Below are 20,785 nucleotides of genomic sequence, written 5' to 3' on the forward strand. Positions count from 1 at the left end.
TGGAGCTCGCGGGAACGGACTGGCGAAGCAGGAGAGAGGTCTGTAAATTCGTAGGCGAAGCACTATCTCGGGTGGGAAACACAGGAACGATTTGGGTTGGAATACGATAGGCATGGCGGGGCGCAAATGATGCAATCAGGCCAGGGGACAGCAATGCACGCCGATCCGACCTGGCGCCTGCCGGGGCGCGCGAGCCCGGAAGCCATGGCCGATCGCCCGCGGCGCGCCGGTCCGCCGGCCGACGGAACCAAGGATGGCGCCGGCACCGCCGTGCTGACCCGTACGCGGACCCGCAAGCCCAATCTTTATCGTGTGCTGCTGCTGAACGACGATTACACGCCGATGGAGTTCGTCGTTCACGTTCTGGAGCGGTTCTTCAACAAGGACCGCGCCGAAGCCACGCGGATCATGATGCATGTGCATCAGAACGGCGTCGGCGAATGCGGCGTCTTCACCTACGAAGTCGCCGAGACCAAGGTTACGCTCGTCATGGATCTGGCGCGCAAGCATATGCACCCGCTGCAATGCGTGATGGAGAAGAAGTAGCCTTGGCTCAGAATTCACCTTCCGGAAACAGATAGGAGCGCGCCCCTTGCCGAGTTTCTCGCGCAGTCTCGAACAGGCGCTTCACCGGGCTCTGGCTCTCGCCAATGAGCGCCGCCATGAATACGCCACTCTCGAACATCTCCTGCTCGCCCTGGTGGATGATCAGGATGCTGCGGCCGTCATGCGCGCCTGCAGCGTCGATCTCGACCTGCTCAGGCGCAACCTCGTCGACTACATCGACTCCGAGCTGACGAATCTCGTCACTGACGGGCGCGACGATTCAAAGCCCACCGCCGGCTTTCAGCGCGTGATCCAGCGCGCGGTCATCCATGTCCAGTCGTCCGGCCGCGAGGAGGTGACCGGCGCCAATGTGCTCGTCGCGATGTTCGCCGAGCGCGAGAGCCACGCCGCCTACTTCCTGCAGGAGCAGGACATGACCCGCTACGACGCGGTCAACTACATCAGCCACGGCATCGCCAAGCGCCCCGGCGCCAGCGAGAGCCGCCCGGTCCGCGGTTCCGAGGAAGAGGGCGAGCCGCAGCGAGAGCAGCGCTCCGAGCAGGGCAATACCGAGGACAAGGAAAAGAAGAAAAAGGAAAGCGCGCTAGAGGCTTATTGCGTCAACCTGAATCGGAAGGCGAAGGACGGGCGCATCGATCCGCTGATCGGCCGCGAGGCCGAGGTGCAGCGCACCATCCAGATCCTCTGCCGCCGCCAGAAGAACAATCCGCTCCTGGTAGGCGACCCCGGCGTCGGCAAGACCGCTATCGCCGAGGGCCTCGCCCTGAAGATCACGCGCGGGGAAGTTCCGGAGGTGCTGAAGGACGCGACCGTCTTCTCGCTCGATATGGGCACGCTGCTCGCCGGCACGCGCTATCGCGGCGACTTCGAGGAGCGCCTCAAACAGGTGATGAAGGAGATCGAGCAGCACCCCAAGGCGATCATGTTCATCGACGAGATCCACACGGTGATCGGTGCCGGTGCGACCTCTGGCGGTGCGATGGACGCCTCGAACCTGCTCAAGCCCGCGCTCGCCTCCGGCACGCTGCGCTGCATCGGCTCGACCACCTACAAGGAATACCGCCAGTATTTCGAGAAGGACCGGGCGCTGGTGCGCCGTTTCCAGAAGATCGACGTCAACGAGCCGTCGGTCCCGGACACGATCGAGATCCTGAAGGGCCTCAAGCCCTATTTCGAGGAGTTCCACAAGCTGCGCTACACCCAGGACGCCATCAAGGCGGCGGTGGAGCTCTCGGCACGCTATATCCATGACCGCAAGCTGCCGGACAAGGCGATCGACGTCATCGATGAGACCGGCGCCTCGCAGATGCTGCTGACCGAGAGCAAGCGCAAGAAGACCATCGGCGTGAAGGAGATCGAGGCCGCGGTCGCGGTCATGGCGCGCATCCCGGCCAAGACCGTCTCCAAGGACGATGCCGAGGTTCTGCGCAATCTCGAGAATACGCTGAAGCGCACCGTCTACGGGCAGGAAAAGGCGATCGAGGCACTGTCCTCCGCGATCAAGCTCGCGCGTGCCGGCTTGCGCGACGGCGAGAAGCCGATCGGCTCCTATCTTTTCGCCGGCCCGACCGGCGTCGGCAAGACCGAGGTGGCGCGCCAGCTCGCTTTGTCGCTCGGTGTCGAGCTGATCCGCTTCGACATGTCGGAATATATGGAGCGCCATACCGTCTCGCGGCTGATCGGCGCGCCTCCCGGCTATGTCGGCTTCGATCAGGGCGGCCTGCTGACCGACCAGATCGACCAGCATCCGCACAGCGTGCTGCTCCTGGACGAGATCGAGAAAGCGCATCCCGATCTGTTCAATATCCTTCTGCAGGTGATGGACCACGGCAAGCTGACCGACAACAACGGCAAGCAGGTCGATTTCAGGAACGTCATCCTGATCATGACGACCAATGCCGGCGCCGCCGACCTCGCCAAGAGCGCCTATGGCTTCACCCGCAGCAAGCGCGAGGGAGACGACACGGAGGCGATCAACAAGCTGTTCGCACCTGAGTTCCGCAACCGTCTCGACGCCACCATCTCCTTCAGCCATCTGCCGAAGAGCGTGGTCGCCCGCGTCGTCGACAAGTTCGTGCTGCAGCTCGAGGCGCAGCTCGCCGATCGCAACGTTACCATCGAGCTCTCGGACGAGGCGCGCGAATGGCTGGTCGAGAACGGCTATGACGAGGCGATGGGCGCCCGGCCGATGGCCCGCCTCATCCAGCAGACGATCAAGACGCCGCTTGCCGATGAAGTCCTGTTCGGGCGGCTCAAGAACGGTGGCGCGGTCCGGGTCGTGGTGGTCCAGTCGGAGACCGGCATCAAGGTGCTCGGCCTGGAGTTCCCGGACGGTCCGGCCAAGCCCAAGCCGGAGAAGGACGTCGCCGCCGCGACGGCCAAGCGGGCGACAAAGCCGCGTGCCAAGGCAGCTGGCGGCGACAAGACGACGAAGACGCCGCCGCGCAAGGCCCCCAAGGGGGGCTCCGGACCGGATAATGATCCCGGCAATCCGCCGAAGACATCCGGTCGCACGGTCCGTACTGTTCCGAAAGTACCGCTGACGAAGGCCTGAGAACGTGTTGTTCCGACGCAAGAAAGCAGCCCTCGCCGAAACCGGCGAAGGCATAACGCCCACGGCAGCTCCGGCGCCGCAGCGCCCGGCCAAGGAAAAGCTGGGTTGGTTCGAGAAGCGCGACCGCCGCCGGCGTCGTCGCAAGATCTTCGAGGAGGTGCTGGGCTGGATCCTGGTGCCGGCGTTTATCTATATGATCTATCTCGGCATTCAGGCGGTCGGCGGCATTCCCAAGGAGCTGATCGACTTCGGCAATGAGCTCTTCACCATGGCGATGAAGGGCGGCAAGGGCTGAGCAGCCGCGGCCTTGCAGATGGTGCAGGGCCGTTCCCCTTTCCGGCAGCTTGGCGAGCGCTCCTGCGGTGAGCCATAGGGATTGACGGCCCGTGCGCTCTGCACGGGCTGTTTGCTTTCCCGAGGCTGCCCGCAGCGATGATCCGATGAGCGTATCCGCCGACTGGAGCTGGCAGCGCGTCGCGCTGGCCGGCATGCGCGATGCGCTGCTGCTGCCGGCCTGGATCGTCGGCCTCGGGCTGATCGGTATCGGCTCGCTCGCCCGCGACGTTGGCTACCCGGTCGATGTCGCGGTGCTCTCGACCATCCTCGTCTGGGCGGGCCCGTCACAGGTGCTGTTCTTCGCCTCCATTGCCGCCGGCGCAGCCTGGAGCGCGATCGCGATCGCGATCGCCTTCGCCTCGCTGCGTTTCCTGCCGATGACGATGGCGATCCTGCCGCTGCTGCGCCGGCCCGGCCAGAGCGTCTGGCAGCAGCTCTTTCTGTCGCATTATGTCGCCGTGACCGCCTGGACCGAAGGACTGCGCCGTTTGCCGGGCATCCCTGTGAACCAGCGTGCGGCCTATTTCCTCGGCTTCGCCAACACTTGCATGGCGGTGAGCGCGGTCGGGACTTTCTCTGGCTACTATCTGCTGAACGCCTTGCCGGTGCCATTCGCCGCCGGGCTGCTCTGCCTGACGCCGATCTTCTTTCTGGTCTCGCTGACCGCTGGCCTGCGCCATCGCGGGGACGTCACCGCGTTGGTACTGGGGCTGGCGCTCGCGCCGATCTGCGAACGTTTCATCGGTGGTGGCTTCGATCTGATCGTCGCCGGGCTGATCGCCGGCAGCATCGCCTTCATGATCGGCCGCAAGCGCAAGGCGGCCAGATGACCCAGCCGCTCGCCTTCCTCGACGGGCCGCTCTGGCCCTATCTCGCGCTGATGCTTTTCGCGGTGCTGCCGACCGAGATCTGGCGCTGGCTCGCCGTCGGCTTCGCGCGCGGGATGGACGCGGACTCGCCATTGCTCGAATGGGTGAGGGCGGTCGCGACTGCGTTGCTCGCGGGCATCGTCGCCAAGCTGATGGTCTCCCCGCCGGGCGTGCTGGCGCATGCGCCGCTGTTCGTACGGGTCGCCGCGCTCGCTGCTTCCGTGGCCGTGATGGCCATCAGCCGCCGCCGGATGATGCTGGCCGTGCTGGTCGGTGAGGTTGTGCTCGTCGGCGGGGTCTGGCTGTCCGGGGCAGCTTAATCTCGTCCAGCCTCGAGCCGATCCCTCACGGGACTAAGCTTGTCCGGGTTCCGGATCACGTAGATCGCCTGGACCTGTCCGTGGACGATGTCGAGCACCACCGCCTGCGCAGTGTCGGTTTCCATGCTGATATATCCGGGCATGCCGTTGATCAGCACCGGCTCGTAGCGCGGGACGAAACCCTGCTTTTGTGGTTTGCGGGCAAGCCCGGCGAAGAAGCGGCCGATCTTCTCGCTGCCGAGGATGGGGTTGAGCACCGAGCTCGCCTTGCCGCCGCCATCGCCGTGCAGCACCGCATCCTGCGCGAGCAGGCCCTTCAGGGCGCTAGGGTCGGTGCTATGTGCCGCTTCGAAGAAGGCGACGGCGTAGCGCTGCGCCTCATCGGGAGAGAGCGGATGGCGCGGGCCCGCTTGCTGCGCATGCCGGCGCGCGCGTGAGACGAGCTGCCGGCAGGCCGCCTCGCTGCGCCCGAGGGTCTCGGCGATCTCTGGGAAAGGCAGATCGAACACGTCGTGCAGCAGAAAGGCAGCACGTTCCAGCGGGGACAGCCGCTCCAGCGCGAGCTGGAGGACATAGGGGACGTCGAGGCCCTCGTCACTGCTGGCGGCGCCGCCGATCTCCTCGATCAGCGGCTCGGGCAGCCAGGCGCCGACATAGCTCTCGCGCCGGTGCCGCGCCGACTTCATCAGGTCGAGGCAGAGCCGCGTCACCACGCGCCCGAGCCAGGCGCGCGGGTTCGCCAGCGCTTCCGGCGCGGAGTCGTGCCAGCGCAGCCAGGCGTCCTGCACCACATCCTCCGCGTCGCTGAGCGAGCCGAGCATGCGGTAGGCGAGGCGGGTCAGATAGGACCGATGGGTCTCGAAGCCGGCGGCCGTGACGTCCGTCATGAAATCCTGTGCGCGTGGATTCTATGCGGCCTCGACCTTGGGAGCCCTGTCGTTCGGATGGTGCGAGCGGAAGCCGACCGCGACCCGGTTCCAGACATTGATCGTGCCGATGAGCAGCGTGAGCTTCACCATCTCCTCCGCGCTGAAATGGCGCAAGGTCTCCTCATAATCGGCGTCCGGCGCATGGGTCTGCGGCAGCAGCGTCAGCGCCTCTGTCCAGGCCAGCGCGGCGCGCTCACGCGGGGTGTAGAGTTCGGATTCGTGCCAGGCGTTCAGCAGATAGAGCCGCGCCTCGCTCTCGCCGGCCTTGCGGGCGTCGGCCGAGTGCATATGCAGGCAATAGGCGCAGCCATTGATCTGCGACGCCCGCATCTTCACCAGCTCGATCAGGCTGTGTTCGAGGCCGGAATCTGCGACCGTGGCTTCGAGCGCCATCAGCGGCCTCATCATATCGGGAGCGGTCGTGTAGGGGTTCAGACGTTTGCTCATGGCGGTTCTCGCGAGTTGACGGGATAGCGGCCGGGCGGATGAAGCCGTGCGGCCGCGGGGAGGCATCGGCTCAGGCAGCAGCTTCGGTCTTGCGCTGGCGATCGGCCGGATGCCGCGAGCGGAAGCCCGCGTTGAGCCGGTTCCAGGCGTTGATCGTCGCGATCGACAGCGAGAGATCGACGCATTCCTTCTCGCTGAAATGAGCGCGCAGTTCCGCGAAAGCCTCGTCGCTCGGGCTGGCCTCGGAAAGGCGGGTCAGCGCCTCGGTCCAGCCCAGGGCAGCGCGCTCGCGTGGGGTATAGAGATCGGATTCATGCCAGGCGTCGAGCAGATAGAGCCGGGCCTCGCTCTCCCCGGCCTTGCGGGCGTCCATGGAGTGCATGTGCAGGCAATAGGCGCAGGCATTGATCTGGGAGGCTCGCATCTTCACCAGCTCGAGCAGGCTGTGCTCCAGCCCGCTTTCATTGACGTAATTTTGCGTCTTCAGCAGCGCGTCGATCGCGCCGGGGGCGACCTGGAAGGCGTTGAGGCGTTGGCTCATGGTCTTTCTCCATCGGGGGATGACGATAAGACGAGGCAGCCGAGCCCCTTGTGACATCCCCCTCAGATTTTTTTCAGGGCCTCGCGAATTTTCTCGGCATTGCTGGCGAGCACCTCGTTCTTCTCCATCGCGCCGGTGTGCGGACGCAGCGCCACGCCGTCGAAGCGCGGCATGACATGGACGTGGAGATGGAAGACGACCTGGCCGCCCGCGGCTTCGTTGAACTGCTGGATGGTGACGCCCTCGGCTGCGAAGGCGGTCTTGACGGCGCGCGAGAGCTTCTGCGTCGTCAGCGCGACAGCCTTCAGCACCTCGGCCGGGGCATCGAACACATTGCGGCAGGCCGCCTTCGGGACCACCAGCACATGCCCGTCGGCGCGTGGCATGATGTCCATGATCGCGATCGTCTCGGCGTCTTCGTAGACGGTGTGGGAGGGCAGCTCGCCGCGCAGGATCTTGGCGAAGACGTTGGACGGATCATAGGCGGTCATGGCGGTTCCGATGGCTTGGAAGCAGAGCCTTGAACCTGTGGCCGGCTCGCGAGGGCGTCAAGGCCGCGGAAGCTGATCTTGCCCGCGTCAGTCGCCCAGCGGCAAAGTCTCCTCGACGGCACCGTCTAGAACGAGATCGTCTCCAGCGCTCATGACCTGCAGCGCACTCGCTGTAAGGCGCAGCAGCGGTCGGTCCCACCAGCGCGCGACGATGTCGGCCAGCGCTGACGTCTCGGCGGCATCGAGATCGTCCTTGAGATTGTACAGGCCGACGAGCCAGAGATCGCCGGGCGGGCGCCCGAAGGCGGCCTGCACCGCTTGCAGCATGTTCGCGCCGTTGCGCTTCTCGGGATAGGCGGCAAGATAGAGCCGGCCACGATTGACGTTGCCGGAGAACAATCCGCGCAGCTCGACGGCGAAGGGCTCGATCCGGCCGAGGGCATCGCGCGCAGCCGATGCGAACGTCGGCGGCTCCGCGATTCCGAGTGAGCCGCAGACCGTGGCGTGCAGCTTGTCGCGCCGCTTCGGCAGGATCTCCCAGGCGATCTTGCTGGCGAAAGGGGCGCTCCGGAGCTGTCCTTCCAAAGCGCGGAAGGCGGGCGATGCCTGCAGGGCGGCGTTATGAACAGGCAGCACCAGCGAAAACACACGCGGATGCCGGCCCATCTCATAGAACTTGCCTTCGCGCCGGGGGATCACGGCCGGATGCTCCGGAGCGACCAGCGGCAGATGCGCCAGCCTGTAGCTTTCATCCAGCCGGAGCGGCGCGGAGAAGTCGGTGAGGCTGCGCCGATAGCCGAGCTCGGCATCCAGGCAGAAAATCGGCTGCCCGACCGCCACTGCCGACGTCTCCATCTCAGTCATCATGCATTCCCGTCTTGCGGAACGGCGTTTCCGCTGCCAGCGCGGCCTGCGCGGCGGCGATCTGCTCGCGCTCCTGCGCCAGATAGGCTGCGACCGGACGGCGCAGCCCGGGATCGGCGATATGATGCAGGGAGTGGGTGATGACCGGCCGATAGCCGCGCGCCAGCTTGTGCTCGCCCTGCGCGCCGGCCTCGACGCGGGCGAGCCCATGCGCAATCGCGTAGTCGATGGCCTGATGGTAGCAGACCTCGAAATGCAGGAAGGGATGGTCCTCGATGCAGCCCCAGTTGCGGCCGTAGAGGGTGTTCCCGCCGCGGAAATTGATGGCGCCGGCGATGTAGCGGCCCGCGCGCTTCGCCATCATCAGCACGATGCGCTCGCCCATCGCCGCGCCGACGCGCGAGAAGAAGGCGCGGTTGAGATAGGGCCGGCCCCATTTGCGCGAGCCGGTATCCTGGTAGAAGGCGAAAAAATCGTCCCAGACCGCTTCGGTCAGCTCGCGGCCCGAGAGTGCCATGATCGTGATGCCGGCCGAGAGTGCCTCGCGCCGTTCGCGCTTCAGCGCCTTGCGCTTGCGCGACGCGAGTGTGGCCAGGAAGTCGTCATAGCTGCCGAAGCCTTCGTTCTGCCAATGGAACTGCAGGTCGTCGCGCTCGAGATAGCCGGCCTGCCTCAGCGCGGCGATGTCCGGCTCCTGCGCGAAGGTGACATGGACCGAGGAGGACTGCGTCTGCGCCCGCAGCGCCTCCAGCCCCGCGATCAGCGTCTTCCGCGCTTCATCGGCGCGCGGCCCATCGGCAACAAGAAGGCGCGGCCCCGTTGCCGGGGTGAAGGGCGCCGCGACCTGGATCTTGGGGTAGTAGCGGCCGCCGGCGCGTTCATAGGCGTCTGCCCAGCCATGGTCGAAGACGTATTCGCCCTGGCTATGGCTCTTGAGGAAGCTCGGTGCGGCGGCGAGCAGCTGGCCGGCGCCATCCTCGACAAGGAGATAGGCCGGCGACCAGCCGCTGCGCCCGCCGGTGCAGCCGCTCTCCTCCAGCGCCGTCAGGAATTCATGACTGACGAAGGGGTTGTCCCGGTCGATGCCGCCTTTTGCAGCGGCGGGGCAGGGCGCCAATACAGCGTCCCGCAAGGCGTGGGGATTGGCGCAAGCGTTCCACGCGCCTGCGGGAACGGCCTTGAGGGAGGGCGCGATGCGAACGATCAGATCGTCGCTTTCGCCTTTGCTCAAGGACGAAAGCCCTCGAAGACCATCTGGTCCGCAAAGGCGGCAGCGCGCTGCCGCTCTTCCGGCGTGCGCACGGTCCAGCTCATGAGCGGCATCCCGAGCGCGTTGCGGCACAGATAGGGCGCGGCGCTCTCCAGATCCGCGACCTTCCAGGAGAGGAAGTGCGGCCGGCTCTCGGTGAAATGCAGCAGATTGGCCAGCGCATGTTTCCGTTCCGGGGAGAGCTTGTCGTAGTCCCCGTAATCATAGGCGTTCATCGCCACGATGCCGCGCGGAATCTCCGGCGCAATCTCGCGCAGAGCGGTCACGATCGCGGGATCGAAGGACTTGATCACGATCGGATGATCCCGGTAGCCGGCGACGACCTCGACCGTCCGGCGTGTCAGCGCCAGATCGCCGTCGAAGCGGCTCTTGATCTCGATGACAACGGGCACCCGCCCGCCGATCAGGTCGAGGAAGGCCGACAAGGTCGGGATGCGGTCGCCGCTGCCCTTGAGCGTGATGGCGGAGAGCGCCTCGGCCTTGCGTTCGACGACGGCACCGCTCTCACCCGTCAGCCGGTCGAGCACGAAATCGTGGAACACGACCGCCTCGCCATCGGCGGTGAGCTGGACGTCGCATTCGATGCCGAAGCCGCCGGCGATGGCGGCCTGTGCCGCCGAGGGGCTGTTCTCGATGACGCCAGCAGCAAGATCATGCAGGCCGCGATGCGCGATCGGCCGCGCGACCAGCCAGCCCAGTTCGGGCCGGCCGGTAGTGTTGGAAGTCTGAGCCATCAGCGGATCTCGAACATCGCCTCGACCTCGACGGCGGCATCGGCCGGCAATTCGGCGACCCCCACGGTCGAGCGGGCATGGCGGCCGTTGTCGCCGAGCACTTCCACCATCAGATCGGAGGCGCCGTTCATGATCGCCGGCAGCGCCGCGAAATGCGGGGCGGCGTTGATGAAGCCGCCGAGGCGCACGCAGCGCACGATCCGGCCGAGATCGCCATCGAGCGCCGCCTTGGCCTGGGCGAGAACGTTGATGGCGCAGAGTCGCGCCGCTTCGAGGCCGGCCTCGTTGAAGATCTCGGCGCCGAGCTTGCCCTTATGCTTGTCGGAAAGCTTGCCATCGAGCCCGAAGCAGATCTGCCCGGAGATGATCAGCAGATTGCCGGTGACGACATAGGGGACGTAGTTGGCGACGGGGGCGGCCGGGCTCGGCAGAGTAATTCCGAGTTCGGCGAGGCGCGATTCGACGACGTTCATGGGCACGGCTCCGCGAGCGAGGCAGGGTCTTTGCGACCGGTCTTGCGAGACTGGTCTTTCATGACCGAAGCCCGGACAGCCCGCAAGCATCGCGACATGTCCGGAGGGCAGGGGTGGTGCGGCGTCAGGAAGCGGGCTGTTTGCCATGTTTGCGCCATTGCCGCGTTGCACCTAGATTTCCAATGAGGACGGAACGGAAAAGCGGCGCATGAACCAAACAAGTCTGAGGCTCGCGGCCCATGCGGGCCAGATTGGTATCACAGCTCTGATGCTGGCCGCCGGGCCGGCCTGGGCGCAGGCAAAGGCCGCGCAGCCCGCGCTTGACCGCGTAGTGCTCGCGCCGCATCGCGCGGTCTATGATCTCGTTCTCGACAATGCCAAGGCATCCGGCAACATCGAGACGGCCAAGGGCCGCATCGCCTTCGAGTTCACCGGCGACGCCTGTGAGGGCTATGCCCTGTCCTTCCGGCAGGTCACCCAGCTCGGCACCGAGGCGGGCCCGCGGGTCATCGACGCCCGGACCACCAGCTTCGAGGCGGGCGATGGTGCGAGCTATCGCTTCAAGACCGAAAGCTCCTCCGGCGGCGCCGCGCCCGAGACCGTCGACGGCACTGCGGAAAAGAGCGGCGGCGGCTATGAGGTGAAACTGCGCCAGCCCAACGCCGAAACCCATCGCGACGGCGCCGATGCGCTGTTTCCGAACGCCCAAATGAAGGCCGTCATCCAGGCCGCGCGCACTGGCCAGCACACCCTCAATGTGAGGCTCTACGACGGCGCCAATTCAGGCAAGGAGGTCTACGACACGCTCTCGGTCATCGGGAAGCGGATCGAAAGCGAGCCCTCCGAAAAGCCGCTGCAGCGCCCTGAATTCGAGAAGATGGCGCGCTGGCCGGTGACGATCTCCTATTTCAAGGTTGGTTCGGGCGAGTCGACGCCCTCCTACACGATCTCCTTCGAACTCTACGAGAACGGGGTCACCGGCGCGATCAAGCTCGACTATGGCAGCTTCGCGCTGCGCGGCACGCTCACCCGTCTGGATCTTCTTCCTCAGGAAGCTTGCGCGAAGTAGCCGGCTCGGACGATCGGCGCTGCGGAAGCCTGAGGCCCAGCCCCTTGCCGATCGCCTCATCCCCGAAGCGGGCGCGCAGCTTGTCGAGCGCGCCCTCCATCGCCTTCAGGCGTGGCGTCGCCGTATCGGCAAGGTCGCCATGATCGGCCTCTTCGGGCGGGCTGAAATCGCTCGTGCCGATGCCGATCAGCCGGTAGCGCGGACCGTTGCATTCGCGCTTCAGCAGGTCGCGCCCGGCGGTGAAGAGCCGGGCGGCGAGCTGCGTCGGCTCGGGCAGCCGCGTGGCGCGGGTGATGCTGTGGAAGTCTGCCGTCTTCAGCTTCAGGGTGATGGTCCGGCCGGCGAGTTCCTGTGCCTTCAGCCGCTTCGAGGTCTTCTCGCAGAGCCGCCACAGAATCGGCTCCAGCTCATCGAAGCCTGAGAGATCGACGTCCAGCGTCGTTTCGCTCGAGACGCTCTTGGTTTCGCGCTCGGGCGTGACCTTGCGCGGATCGATGCCGTTAGCGAGATTCTTGAGGCGCGGGCCGTCCTTGCCCGCGATGCGGAAGAGCTTTTCGGCCGCAGCCTCGCGCAGGTCGCCGACAAGCTTGAAGCCGCCTTCCGCGAGCTTCGCGACGCTTGCCGGCCCCATGCCGGGGATAAGGCTGACCGGCTTGTCGGCGAGGAAGGCGACCGCTTCGCCACGGCCGATGATCGAGAAGCCCCGCGGCTTGTCGAGGTCGGACGCGACCTTCGCCAGGAATTTGGCATAGGACAGCCCGACCGAGATGGTGATGCCGAGCTCTGCCTCGATGCGCTTGGCGAAGCGTGCGAGCGTCATGGCCGGGCTGGCGTGATGAAGGCGCTCCGTGCCCGCGAGATCGAGAAAGGCTTCGTCGATCGAGAGCGGCTCGACCAGCGGCGTCAGCTCGCGCATCAACTGCCGGACTTCGCGCCCGACCGAGACGTACTTCGCCATGTTCGGCTTGACGACGACCGCCTCTGGGCAGGCCTTCAGCGCCTTGAACATCGGCATGGCCGAGCGCACCCCATAGGTGCGCGCGATGTAGCAGCATGTCGAGACCACGCCGCGCTTGCCGCCGCCGACGATGACCGGCTTGTCCTGCAGGGTCGGATCGTCGCGCTTCTCGATCGTCGCGTAGAAGGCGTCGCAGTCGATATGGGCGAGGCTCAGGGCATCGCGCTCGGCATGCCTGATCAGGCGCGGCGAACCGCAAGCCGGGCAGCGCCGGAGCGGCCCCGCCGCCTCGTGATCCGCCAGGCAATCGCGGCACAGGCTGCGCAGCGAGAGGGGACTCGTGATCAAGGGAAGTCGTCCGGCTCCGGCCCGGCGAGCAGACGGCGTGCCTCCCCGATAATTTCCGGATTCAGCCTTAAATTTTCGGCAAACTCGAGCAGGAGCGAATCGCTTCCCGCGATATGGTCGAGCACGGCCGCAAGGAAACCCGGTTCGCTCGCCGCGGAACGCAGATTGGCCGGGCCGAGACCGGTCGTGCTGAGGAAAGGCTCGATCCGTTCCGGTTCTGCGGCCAGGAAGCCGAGGGCGCGCAATGCCAGCGTCTCTGCATCCTCGGTGGTCAGTCTTGGTGCCATGGCCTGGGAGTCGCGTATCCGGTTTGCGTTTCGTCAACTGCTCGCGTGTTAGAGACTATCATCGAACGACGCCGCCATTTTGGAAAGACCGCTGGCTGCTGGCGGACATCCCTGGCGCGATTGAAGGGCGGCCTGATGAAGACGGTTCTCATCGTCGAAGACAACGAGCTCAACATGAAGCTCTTCAACGATCTTCTCGAAGCGCATGGCTATGCGACCTTGAAGACGTCGGATGGCATCGAAGCTATCGAGCTGGCGCGGACTCACCATCCGGCGCTGATCCTGATGGACATCCAGCTTCCGGAGGTCTCCGGGCTCGAGGTCACCAAATGGATCAAGGAGGACGACGACCTCAAGGCGATCCCCGTGGTGGCCGTCACGGCCTTCGCGATGAAGGGCGACGAGGAGCGGATCCGCGAGGGCGGCTGCGAGGCCTATCTCTCCAAGCCCATCTCGGTTGCGAAGTTCCTGGAGACCGTCCGCGCTTATGCCGGCGCCGCCTAAGAGCGATCCATGACTGCCCGCGTCCTCGTCGTCGATGACATCGCCGCCAATGTGAAACTGCTCGAGGCCAAGCTTTCGGCCGAGTATTTCGGCGTGGTGACGGCGTTGAACGGCGCGGATGCGATTGCGACCTGCGAGCGCGGCGAGGCGGACATCGTCCTGCTCGACGTCATGATGCCGGGCATGAACGGTTTCGAGGTCTGCCGCTATCTGAAGGGCACGCCGGCGACCGCGCATATTCCGGTCGTCATGGTCACCGCGCTGGACCAGCCGCGCGACCGCCTGGAGGGGCTTGATGCCGGCGCCGACGACTTCCTGACCAAGCCGCTCGACGATGCCGCGCTTTTCGCCCGGGTGCGGAGCCTGGCACGGTTGAAGGAGATGACGGACGAGCTGCGCGGCCGTGCCGTTGCTTCGGTCCGGCTCGGCATGGCCGATCCGCTGGCCGCCGCGGCCGCCGAAACCGGGCTCAATGGCCGCATCCTGCTGGTCGAGGACCGGCCCAGCGTGGTCGAGCGGCTTCAGAGCGCGCTCTCGGCCTTCCATGTCGTCGAGGTCGAGAAAGATGCCCAGCAGGCGGCGCAGCGGGCTGCCGATGGCGACTTCGACAGCGTCATCATCAGCCTCGACCTGCAAGATCAGGACGGCTTGCGCCTGTGCAGTCAGCTGCGCTCGCTGGAGCGTACGCGCAATATCTCCGTGCTGCTGATGGGGGAGGCCGAGGACCGTGCCCGCATCCTGCGCGGCCTCGATATCGGCGCGCATGACTTCCTGCTCCGCCCGATCGACCGCAACGAACTGCTCGCCCGGGTTCGCACCCAGGTGCGCCGGAAGCGCTTCACCGAGCGGCTGCGCGACAGCGTGCAGTCGTCGATGGAGATGGCGGTGATGGATCAGCTCACGGGCCTGCACAATCGCCGCTTCATGACCAGCCGGCTCGCCATGATGTTCGACGAGTCGGCGCTGCGCGCGCGCGCGCTGTCGATCCTTCTGCTCGATGTCGATCACTTCAAGGCTGTCAACGACAGCTGGGGGCATGACGCCGGCGATGAGGTGCTGCGCGAGTTCGCGAACCGTGTCCGCGCATGCACCCGTGGTATCGATCTCGTTGCTCGGATGGGCGGCGAAGAGGTTGTCGTCGTCCTGCCAGATACCGGGCGCGATGCCGCCTGCCAGGTCGCGGAGCGTATTCGCGAGCGGGTCGAGAGTGAGCCTTTCGCGATCCAGAACGACACGCGCGATATCAGGGTCACGGTTTCGGTGGGCGTCGCGAACCGCCGCGCCGGGGACGCCTCTTCGGCCGACATCATGAAGCGCGCCGATGATGCCCTCTATCGGGCCAAGGCCGGTGGCCGCAATCGCGTCATCGCCGCGAGCGCCGCGTAACCGATCGATCTTTGCTCAAGCCAGGTTGATAGGCGTCGGGCCTCGCCTGGCAGGCCGTGGCCGGCTGCCGCTGGACAGCGGCAATCTGCGGTATCAGCGGACTTCCGGCCGATTGCTAAGGCAGTGCGTGAACAACAATCGGCAACGATCTGAAGTTGTTTTTGGAATTGCCGTAGAGTCAGCTTCGCCCGGCGGAAATTTAAGATTAGCCGGTAGGGTTAACGATCGATGAACGCAGGGGAATCGGTTGGATTTGATTGATTCGGATACGTTGCATTGTAAGGGTTGTTGCAACGCAGCGGTCCCGGTGATCGCTCCGGAACGCCCCTCGGGAGCTCGGGTCCGCCGCATCTCCTGGGTAACCGAAGGGCTCGGCCGGTCGGTGACGGAATTCTGGCCTCCTCAGAACCGCCGCCGGCCGGCCACCTTGTTTCTGGGCCGCCGCTTCAGCGTTGGAGATAGTCCGAGATCGCCGCCGGCAACCAGTACCCCGCAGCGCCGAAGGCCGCGAGCAAAGCCAGCACGCTTAGCGCTGCGCCGATGCGTGTCGTGAGGAAGCGCGAGGAATCAATCTCGACCAGCAGCTTCAGCAACTGTCGCACCATGCCGTTCGGTCCTCGCTATCCTGCAATCCCGGCTTCGATCCGGGCGACGGCGGAAGCGCAACAGGTGGGGGCTTTCCCGAAAGAGTCAATGACCCGGCAGCTGTGCCGCGATTGAGGGCGCTGAGATGCGCGCCGGCGGTTGCGCCGCAGCCGCGGGCCGCTGTGTTCAGCGGGGCTTCGGCGGAGTGTCTTGCCTGGCTGGTTCGGTCAGGCCGTGCCGGAGGGCGAGGGCCATGATTTCCCTGGCCGCTGCTTCCGGCATGACGGCATCCAGGACGATGTGGACAGCCTCCGGCGAATAGCGCTTCGCCGAAAACTCGAAGCTCGACCGAGCGCTCCGCCGTGCCCGGGGATTCCACCCACGGGAGATCAGGAGCGAATCCAATCGCTTGCCGAATTCGCTGAGCTCAAGATCCAGCCCGGCTTCAGAGAGTTCATCCATGTCGGGCTGCCTCCACTGGCGTCATGCAGCCTTCATGAGCGCGATTCTACCGAATAAATTCATTTACAAAACGTTAAAATTCTAGCTATTGCCCTACGGGAAACGGGGGCGGTGTAGCGTTATGGTCCAGGCCGTATTGGTGGCCGTGCTGATGATCAGCACGGGCTTGTTGTCGTGGTTGATCGCTGACCGCACGCATCTGCCGCTTGAGCTTTAGCGGCGCGCTTCGCCGGCCGAACAGTCAGAATGGCGACAAAAGTCGCTCAGCCAACAGAGATGTAGCCAAAAGTGCAGGCAACAAAAAACCGCCCGGAAGGGCGGTTTTGCGTTGGTCCAGACCAGTAGGGGCAAGCCTTACTTGATCTTGGTTTCCTTGAACTCGACGTGCTTGCGCGCGACCGGGTCGTACTTCTTCTTTGACATCTTCTCAGTCATCGTGCGCGAATTTTTCTTCGTCACGTAAAAGAAGCCGGTGTCGGCGGTCGAAAGCAGCTTGATCTTGATCGTCACGGCCTTGGCCATGGGTCTATCCTCGAACCATGCGGGCCGCAAAGCCCTCGGAAAAGAAAATGGCCGGGCGAACCCGGCAAACTGTCGGCGTGGGAGATGCCGCAAAGGGCTGGGGAAGTCAAGAAAGAATAACGATCCGATGACGATCCTGTCCGTAAGGCGGGATTTCCGCCGGTTCAGAGCTCCTCGCGCACGAAGCTGCCGCGCTTCTCCCAGTAGAACGGCACCGGCAGGTAGGGCGCGAAGCCGGCGGCGATGCGCGATTCGACCTCCTGCAGGATGACAGTGGTGATCGTCGGCAGGTCGAGCGCCTTCGCCTCCTCGAAATCGACCCAGACGAGATCGGTCAGTTCCGAATCCGGTCCGACGATGCCTTCGACCTTGCCGGCGACCGCTGCGGCGTCGACGGTGAAGAAGCGGGTGTCGAAGCGCTTCGGCCGGCGCGGCGGCGTGATCGCGCGGGCGACGAAGGTGATGGCGGAGAGATCGGGAAACACGCCCTGAGCGGCGAAGTCGGTCCAGCTTCCGGCCGGCGGATTCTCCGGCGCTCCGAATTCGTCAGAGCCGAAGAGCAGACCGGTTTCCTCGAAGGTCTCGCGGATTGCTGCGAGCGCCAGCGCCCGCGCCTTGCCGGCGCTTGGGCGCAGGCAGCGCTTGCCGAGCCGGTCCTCGCAGATCTGCGGCACCGCGCCGGTCGCGACCATACGTCGGTCGCCGTCCTCGATGCGTCCGCCGGGAAAGACGTATTTGCCCGGCATGAACTTGTGGCCGGCGTGGCGCTTGCCCATCAGGACCTTCGGGCGCGCGCCGCTGCGGTCCAGGATCAGCATGGTCGCGGCGTCCTTCGGACGCAGATTGACCGTGGTGCGGACGCGCTCGGCCTGGGTCAGGGTGACGGTGTGGTCGGTCATGGGCGCGATCCGGATGGGGGCAGGGGCTGGCGTTCGGGCCGGTCGGGCTCGCCGCCGAAGCCGTGTAGGCGCACGGCCCATTGCAGGCCGACGACGCCGCCCTTCACAGGCTGCATCAGGGCCATGGACAGGATCAGCGTCAATGCCGGCCAGAGCGCCATGTGCCACCACATCGGCCAGTCGCCGTACTTCTCGGCGAGCAGAATGCCGCCGACCACGATATGGCCGACGATGGTGATGACGATATAGGGCGGCAGGTCGTCGGCGCGCTGATGATGCAGCTCCTCACCGCAGGATTCGCAGGCATCGACCGGCTTCAGGAAGGCGCGGAACAGCCCTCCGCGGCCGCAATGTGGGCATCGGCCCTTCAGCCCACGCGCCACGGCTTCCCGCCAGTCGCGGGTTTCGACATGCGTTTCCGCGCTGTGGATCTGGACGCTCATCACCGCCTCTTGCCAGGCTTGGCCCGGCCCGGCTTGGCCCTCTTGCCGAAGCTCGTCGGCCGGCTTTCCCCATATGGCGCGCCGCCGCGGCGCTTGCCAGCGCGGCCCGTCGCCACAGTCCTGCCGGCCGAAAGCAGCTCGAAGCGCAATGCGCCAGCGACGGGCGCGGCCTCGACCAGCTTGACATGCACCTTGTCGCCGAGGCGCCAGCTTTCGCCGGTGCGCTCGCCGATCAGGGCATGGGCAGCCTCGTCATAGCGGTAATAGTCGCCTCCGAGCGTGGAGGCGGGGATGAAGCCGTCCGCTCCGGTATCGTTGAGCTTCACGAAGAGCCCCGCGCGATTCACCCCGCCGACCCGCCCGTCGAAGCTCGCGCCGATCTGATCGGCGAGGAAGTGCGCGATCAGTCGGTCGGTCGTCTCGCGCTCGGCTGCCATGGCGCGGCGCTCGGCGGCGGAGATGCGGGTCGCGATCTCGCGCAGTTCGGCGAGCGTCGTATTCTTCGGCAGGCCGTCATCGCCGAGCTTGAGCGCGGTGACGAGCGCGCGGTGGACGATCAGATCGGCATAGCGGCGGATCGGCGAGGTGAAATGCGCGTAGCGGCGCAGATTAAGGCCGAAATGCCCGTAATTCTCGGCGACATATTCTGCCTGGGCCTGCGTGCGCAGCACCACCTCGTTGATCAGCGTCTCGTTCTCCGAGCCCTTGATCATCGCCAGGATGCGGTTGAACAGCACGGGCCTGAGCGCCCCGTCCTTCGGCAGCTTGATGCCGATCGAGGCCAGCACCTCGCCTAGCGCGCGCATCTTCTCGAGCGACGGCTCGTCATGGCAGCGATAGACCAGCAGGCTCCCGGCCTTCTCCAGCGTCTCGGCCGCCGCGACATTGGCGAGGATCATGAATTCCTCGATCAGCTTATGGGCGGCCAGCCGCTCCGGCACGATCACGCGCTCGACCGCGCCGTCGGGCTTCAGGATCAGCTTGCGCTCAGGCAAATCGAGATCGAGCGGCTGGCGCTGGTCGCGGGCGCGAGCCGCCACGCCATAGGCCGCCCAGAGCGGCATCAGCACGCTCTCGCGGATCGGCCCGGTCTTCTCGTCCGGGTTGCCGTCGATCGCGCTTTGAGCCTGCTGGTAGGAGAGCTTGGCGGCTGAGCGCATCAGCACGCGGTGGAAGGAGTGGCTCTTCTTCGATCCGTCGGATTTGAGCACGAGCCGCACCGCCATGGCCGGCCGGTCCTCGTTCTCGCGAAGCGAACACAGATCGTTCGAGATCCGTTCCGGCAACATCGGCACGACGCGATCGGGGAAATAAACCGAATTGCCGCGCTCCAGCGCCTCGCGATCGAGGGCCGAACCCGGCCGGACATAGGCCGCGACGTCGGCGATGGCGACGGTGACGACGAAGCCGCCGGCATTGGCCGGGTCCTCGTCGGGCGCCGCATGGACAGCGTCGTCATGGTCCTTGGCGTCGGCGGGGTCGATCGTGATGAGCGGTAGCTCGCGCCAGTCCTCGCGCCCCTTCAGCGTCGCGGTCGGTGCGTCCGCCGCTTCCTGGAGAGCGGCCGGCGGGAATTCATGCGGGATGCCGTGGGCGTGGATCGCGATCAGGCTGACGGCGCGTTCGGACTTGATCGAGCCCAGCCGCTCGCGCACCTGCGCCTCGGGCGGGCCGAAGCGGCTCTCGCGGCGCAGAGAGACCGAGACGAGGTCGCCATCTTCAGCCTCGGCCGTGCGGCCCTTGGGGATGATCGCCTCGCGCCCCTGTGCCTTCTTGTCGATCGGCACCAGCCGGCCCGAGCCGTCGGGCAGGGCGCGGAAGATGCCGAGCACGGCGGCTTTGGCCTTGCCCATGATCTTGAGCACTCGGCCGGAATAGGCGAAGTCCGCGACGCCCCTCAGGCGGGTCAGCTTGAGGATGACCTGATCGCCGACGCCCGGGGCGGGGGCCGCCGCGTGCGGCTTCCGTCGTCCCTCGCGGACGCGCTCGACCAGGATTTGCGGCGGTGCGCCGCTTTCCGCCTCGTCCCATTCGAGCGGCTGGGCTATGAGGTCGCCCTCGCGGTCGCGGCGCTTGATCTCGGACAGCAGCACAGGCGGCAGCGCGCCGCGCGGATGCACCGGGCGCTCCTTGCCGTCCCCGCCGATCTCGCCTTCCTGGGCAAGTTCCTTCAGCAGGCGCTTCAGCCAGATCTTGCCGCCCTGGTCCAGCCCGAAGGCCTTGGCGATCTCGCGGCGGCCGACCTCGCGGCCGGCGGCGCGCTCCTCCTCGATGAAGTCGAGGATCGCCTCGCGGCTCGGTTCAGGAACGGACAATGCTGGTACTCGACGGGTAAAGGCTGGGAAAGTAGGTCACCCCGCCTGTCTGCCACGCCTTGTGGGCTCGCGCCAGCATTCGCGAGATCAAAAGAAGAAGGGCCGCCCTTTCGGACAGCCCTTCCATTGTCGAACCGCGATCCAGCGAGCCGGATCAAAGGTGCGAAAACTCACGCGGAACACGAACCCCGGGAAGAAGAGGTCCAGGTCCACCCGCTTTGCACCAGCGGCTGATGACAATGAGACACTGGATCACCTCCTTTCAGTTGTTACCGACGAAGATGAGGCTAAGTCGATTCTCCTGTGCTCGTAAATGCCAAAAAAAACGCTGTACTCCGTTACTTAAAACCCGTGCCCGTCGATGAAATTTCAGGCATATGCTGCGGTGCACAAACATGCGCCACGTGATTTGATGACGGAATGGGCAGATTTCTCCCGTTGAGTTCGATGATTGCGTTGAGTGGTCGCGCTTTCGCAGGAAATGCTGCCAAAGCCTCGTTACGGACAGAGATTTGCGCCTCGTCGCAAAGGCCGTCGGCGCTTGGCACGGCCCTTGCGAAAGCTGCCTCCGGGCCAGGGAGGCCTGCCGGCGTCGAGGGGCGCCGCCAACAA

Annotated in this window: 23 protein-coding genes; 8 read left to right on the forward strand and 15 right to left on the reverse strand. The window is 65.7% G+C overall.

Features of this window, described 5'->3' with window-relative positions; translation table 11 throughout:
• Positions 1-153 precede the first annotated feature (153 nt).
• The 5 genes from clpS (at position 154) to AB4Z16_RS10925 (ending at position 4,646) form a co-directional block, all read left to right on the forward strand.
• Complete coding sequence (gene clpS, locus AB4Z16_RS10905) at positions 154-546, forward strand: ATP-dependent Clp protease adapter ClpS (protein WP_441511366.1); 393 nt, start codon at positions 154-156, stop codon at positions 544-546.
• 46 nt (positions 547-592) lie between these two features.
• The gene (gene clpA / locus AB4Z16_RS10910; protein ID WP_441511367.1) at positions 593-3,121 is read left to right on the forward strand and encodes an ATP-dependent Clp protease ATP-binding subunit ClpA; all 2,529 of its coding nucleotides are present in this window, start codon (positions 593-595) and stop codon (positions 3,119-3,121) included.
• Between the two features lie 7 nt (positions 3,122-3,128).
• Complete coding sequence (locus AB4Z16_RS10915) at positions 3,129-3,416, forward strand: hypothetical protein (protein ID WP_441511368.1); 288 nt, start codon at positions 3,129-3,131, stop codon at positions 3,414-3,416.
• A 145-nt stretch (positions 3,417-3,561) separates the two neighbouring features.
• A complete protein-coding gene (locus tag AB4Z16_RS10920) occupies positions 3,562-4,287 on the forward strand; it encodes an AzlC family ABC transporter permease (protein WP_441511369.1) in 726 nt (241 codons plus the stop codon).
• Positions 4,284-4,646 carry an AzlD domain-containing protein gene (locus AB4Z16_RS10925; protein WP_441511370.1) on the forward strand — a complete coding sequence of 121 codons (363 nt, stop codon included), beginning with the start codon at positions 4,284-4,286 and terminating at the stop codon, positions 4,644-4,646. The genes AB4Z16_RS10920 and AB4Z16_RS10925 overlap by 4 nt, the downstream gene beginning before the upstream one ends.
• Here the strand turns inward: AB4Z16_RS10925 and AB4Z16_RS10930 are convergent.
• The 8 genes from AB4Z16_RS10930 to AB4Z16_RS10965 all read right to left on the reverse strand — a co-directional run bounded on the left by AB4Z16_RS10930 (position 4,643) and on the right by AB4Z16_RS10965 (position 10,395).
• Positions 4,643-5,533, reverse strand: coding sequence for a sigma-70 family RNA polymerase sigma factor (locus tag AB4Z16_RS10930; RefSeq protein ID WP_441511371.1), 891 nt, complete (start codon positions 5,531-5,533; stop codon positions 4,643-4,645). The two genes, AB4Z16_RS10925 and AB4Z16_RS10930, sit on opposite strands and share 4 nt — an antisense overlap.
• 21 nt (positions 5,534-5,554) lie before the next feature.
• Complete coding sequence (locus AB4Z16_RS10935; protein ID WP_441511372.1) at positions 5,555-6,022, reverse strand: carboxymuconolactone decarboxylase family protein; 468 nt, start codon at positions 6,020-6,022, stop codon at positions 5,555-5,557.
• Positions 6,023-6,092: 70 nt separating this feature from the next.
• Positions 6,093-6,563, reverse strand: a complete 471-nt coding sequence (locus AB4Z16_RS10940; protein WP_441511373.1) for a carboxymuconolactone decarboxylase family protein — start codon at positions 6,561-6,563, stop codon at positions 6,093-6,095.
• A gap of 62 nt (positions 6,564-6,625) precedes the next feature.
• Positions 6,626-7,054: an HIT family protein gene (locus AB4Z16_RS10945; protein WP_441511374.1), complete on the reverse strand. Its 429-nt coding sequence runs from the start codon at positions 7,052-7,054 to the stop codon at positions 6,626-6,628.
• A gap of 87 nt (positions 7,055-7,141) precedes the next feature.
• Positions 7,142-7,909 (reverse strand): hypothetical protein, encoded by a 768-nt coding sequence (locus AB4Z16_RS10950; protein ID WP_441511375.1) that lies wholly within the window; start codon positions 7,907-7,909, stop codon positions 7,142-7,144.
• A 1-nt stretch (position 7,910) separates the two neighbouring features.
• Positions 7,911-9,149, reverse strand: coding sequence for a GNAT family N-acetyltransferase (locus tag AB4Z16_RS10955; protein WP_441511376.1), 1,239 nt, complete (start codon positions 9,147-9,149; stop codon positions 7,911-7,913).
• The gene (locus tag AB4Z16_RS10960) at positions 9,146-9,922 is read right to left on the reverse strand and encodes a glycerophosphodiester phosphodiesterase family protein (RefSeq protein WP_441511377.1); all 777 of its coding nucleotides are present in this window, start codon (positions 9,920-9,922) and stop codon (positions 9,146-9,148) included. The genes AB4Z16_RS10955 and AB4Z16_RS10960 overlap by 4 nt, the downstream gene beginning before the upstream one ends.
• Positions 9,922-10,395 (reverse strand): RidA family protein, encoded by a 474-nt coding sequence (locus AB4Z16_RS10965; RefSeq protein ID WP_441511378.1) that lies wholly within the window; start codon positions 10,393-10,395, stop codon positions 9,922-9,924. Before AB4Z16_RS10965 ends, AB4Z16_RS10960 begins: the two co-directional genes overlap by 1 nt.
• Before the next feature lie 208 nt (positions 10,396-10,603).
• Here AB4Z16_RS10965 and AB4Z16_RS10970 point away from each other — a divergent pair, with 208 nt between their 5' ends.
• A complete protein-coding gene (locus AB4Z16_RS10970; protein ID WP_441511379.1) occupies positions 10,604-11,464 on the forward strand; it encodes a cell envelope integrity EipB family protein in 861 nt (286 codons plus the stop codon).
• On the opposite strand, the gene AB4Z16_RS10975 is transcribed toward AB4Z16_RS10970, so the two are convergent.
• Entirely contained in the window at positions 11,421-12,770 is a 1,350-nt protein-coding gene (locus AB4Z16_RS10975; RefSeq protein WP_441511380.1) for a DNA polymerase IV, read from the reverse strand. The genes AB4Z16_RS10970 and AB4Z16_RS10975 overlap by 44 nt on opposite strands.
• On the reverse strand, positions 12,767-13,057 hold the full coding sequence (locus AB4Z16_RS10980; protein ID WP_441511381.1) for a DUF3572 domain-containing protein: 291 nt from the start codon (positions 13,055-13,057) through the stop codon (positions 12,767-12,769). The genes AB4Z16_RS10975 and AB4Z16_RS10980 overlap by 4 nt, the downstream gene beginning before the upstream one ends.
• Before the next feature lie 132 nt (positions 13,058-13,189).
• Here AB4Z16_RS10980 and AB4Z16_RS10985 point away from each other — a divergent pair, with 132 nt between their 5' ends.
• Complete coding sequence (locus AB4Z16_RS10985; RefSeq protein WP_149133714.1) at positions 13,190-13,561, forward strand: response regulator; 372 nt, start codon at positions 13,190-13,192, stop codon at positions 13,559-13,561.
• Between the two features lie 9 nt (positions 13,562-13,570).
• On the forward strand, positions 13,571-14,947 hold the full coding sequence (locus AB4Z16_RS10990) for a PleD family two-component system response regulator (protein ID WP_441511382.1): 1,377 nt from the start codon (positions 13,571-13,573) through the stop codon (positions 14,945-14,947).
• A gap of 446 nt (positions 14,948-15,393) precedes the next feature.
• Here AB4Z16_RS10990 and AB4Z16_RS10995 read toward each other — a convergent pair whose 3' ends face one another.
• The 5 genes from AB4Z16_RS10995 to rnr form a co-directional block, all read right to left on the reverse strand.
• Positions 15,394-15,552, reverse strand: coding sequence for a hypothetical protein (locus AB4Z16_RS10995; protein WP_441511383.1), 159 nt, complete (start codon positions 15,550-15,552; stop codon positions 15,394-15,396).
• 796 nt (positions 15,553-16,348) lie between these two features.
• Positions 16,349-16,516 (reverse strand): 50S ribosomal protein L33, encoded by a 168-nt coding sequence (rpmG, locus tag AB4Z16_RS11000; protein ID WP_038367996.1) that lies wholly within the window; start codon positions 16,514-16,516, stop codon positions 16,349-16,351.
• A 164-nt stretch (positions 16,517-16,680) separates the two neighbouring features.
• Positions 16,681-17,415 carry an NUDIX hydrolase gene (locus tag AB4Z16_RS11005; protein WP_441511384.1) on the reverse strand — a complete coding sequence of 245 codons (735 nt, stop codon included), beginning with the start codon at positions 17,413-17,415 and terminating at the stop codon, positions 16,681-16,683.
• Entirely contained in the window at positions 17,412-17,858 is a 447-nt protein-coding gene (locus AB4Z16_RS11010; RefSeq protein ID WP_441511385.1) for a DUF983 domain-containing protein, read from the reverse strand. Before AB4Z16_RS11010 ends, AB4Z16_RS11005 begins: the two co-directional genes overlap by 4 nt.
• A complete protein-coding gene (gene rnr, locus AB4Z16_RS11015; protein WP_441511386.1) occupies positions 17,858-20,173 on the reverse strand; it encodes a ribonuclease R in 2,316 nt (771 codons plus the stop codon). Before rnr ends, AB4Z16_RS11010 begins: the two co-directional genes overlap by 1 nt.
• Between the last annotated feature and the right edge of the window lie 612 nt (positions 20,174-20,785).

The sequence above is a fragment of the Allobosea sp. TAF32 genome, assembly GCF_052113585.1.
Classification (GTDB): Bacteria; Pseudomonadota; Alphaproteobacteria; order Rhizobiales; family Beijerinckiaceae; genus Allobosea.

Coding starts and splice junctions, on each gene's coding strand:
- clpS (WP_441511366.1), top strand. CDS start 154: ATGCACGCCGATCCGACCTGGCGCCTGCCGGGGCGCGCGAGCCCGGAA.
- AB4Z16_RS10920 (WP_441511369.1), top strand. CDS start 3,562: ATGAGCGTATCCGCCGACTGGAGCTGGCAGCGCGTCGCGCTGGCCGGC.
- AB4Z16_RS10925 (WP_441511370.1), top strand. CDS start 4,284: ATGACCCAGCCGCTCGCCTTCCTCGACGGGCCGCTCTGGCCCTATCTC.
- AB4Z16_RS10930 (WP_441511371.1), bottom strand. CDS start 5,533: ATGACGGACGTCACGGCCGCCGGCTTCGAGACCCATCGGTCCTATCTG.
- AB4Z16_RS10935 (WP_441511372.1), bottom strand. CDS start 6,022: ATGAGCAAACGTCTGAACCCCTACACGACCGCTCCCGATATGATGAGG.
- AB4Z16_RS10940 (WP_441511373.1), bottom strand. CDS start 6,563: ATGAGCCAACGCCTCAACGCCTTCCAGGTCGCCCCCGGCGCGATCGAC.
- AB4Z16_RS10945 (WP_441511374.1), bottom strand. CDS start 7,054: ATGACCGCCTATGATCCGTCCAACGTCTTCGCCAAGATCCTGCGCGGC.
- AB4Z16_RS10950 (WP_441511375.1), bottom strand. CDS start 7,909: ATGGAGACGTCGGCAGTGGCGGTCGGGCAGCCGATTTTCTGCCTGGAT.
- AB4Z16_RS10960 (WP_441511377.1), bottom strand. CDS start 9,922: ATGGCTCAGACTTCCAACACTACCGGCCGGCCCGAACTGGGCTGGCTG.
- AB4Z16_RS10965 (WP_441511378.1), bottom strand. CDS start 10,395: ATGAACGTCGTCGAATCGCGCCTCGCCGAACTCGGAATTACTCTGCCG.
- AB4Z16_RS10970 (WP_441511379.1), top strand. CDS start 10,604: ATGAACCAAACAAGTCTGAGGCTCGCGGCCCATGCGGGCCAGATTGGT.
- AB4Z16_RS10980 (WP_441511381.1), bottom strand. CDS start 13,057: ATGGCACCAAGACTGACCACCGAGGATGCAGAGACGCTGGCATTGCGC.
- AB4Z16_RS10990 (WP_441511382.1), top strand. CDS start 13,571: ATGACTGCCCGCGTCCTCGTCGTCGATGACATCGCCGCCAATGTGAAA.
- AB4Z16_RS10995 (WP_441511383.1), bottom strand. CDS start 15,552: ATGGTGCGACAGTTGCTGAAGCTGCTGGTCGAGATTGATTCCTCGCGC.
- rpmG (WP_038367996.1), bottom strand. CDS start 16,516: ATGGCCAAGGCCGTGACGATCAAGATCAAGCTGCTTTCGACCGCCGAC.
- AB4Z16_RS11005 (WP_441511384.1), bottom strand. CDS start 17,415: ATGACCGACCACACCGTCACCCTGACCCAGGCCGAGCGCGTCCGCACC.
- AB4Z16_RS11010 (WP_441511385.1), bottom strand. CDS start 17,858: ATGAGCGTCCAGATCCACAGCGCGGAAACGCATGTCGAAACCCGCGAC.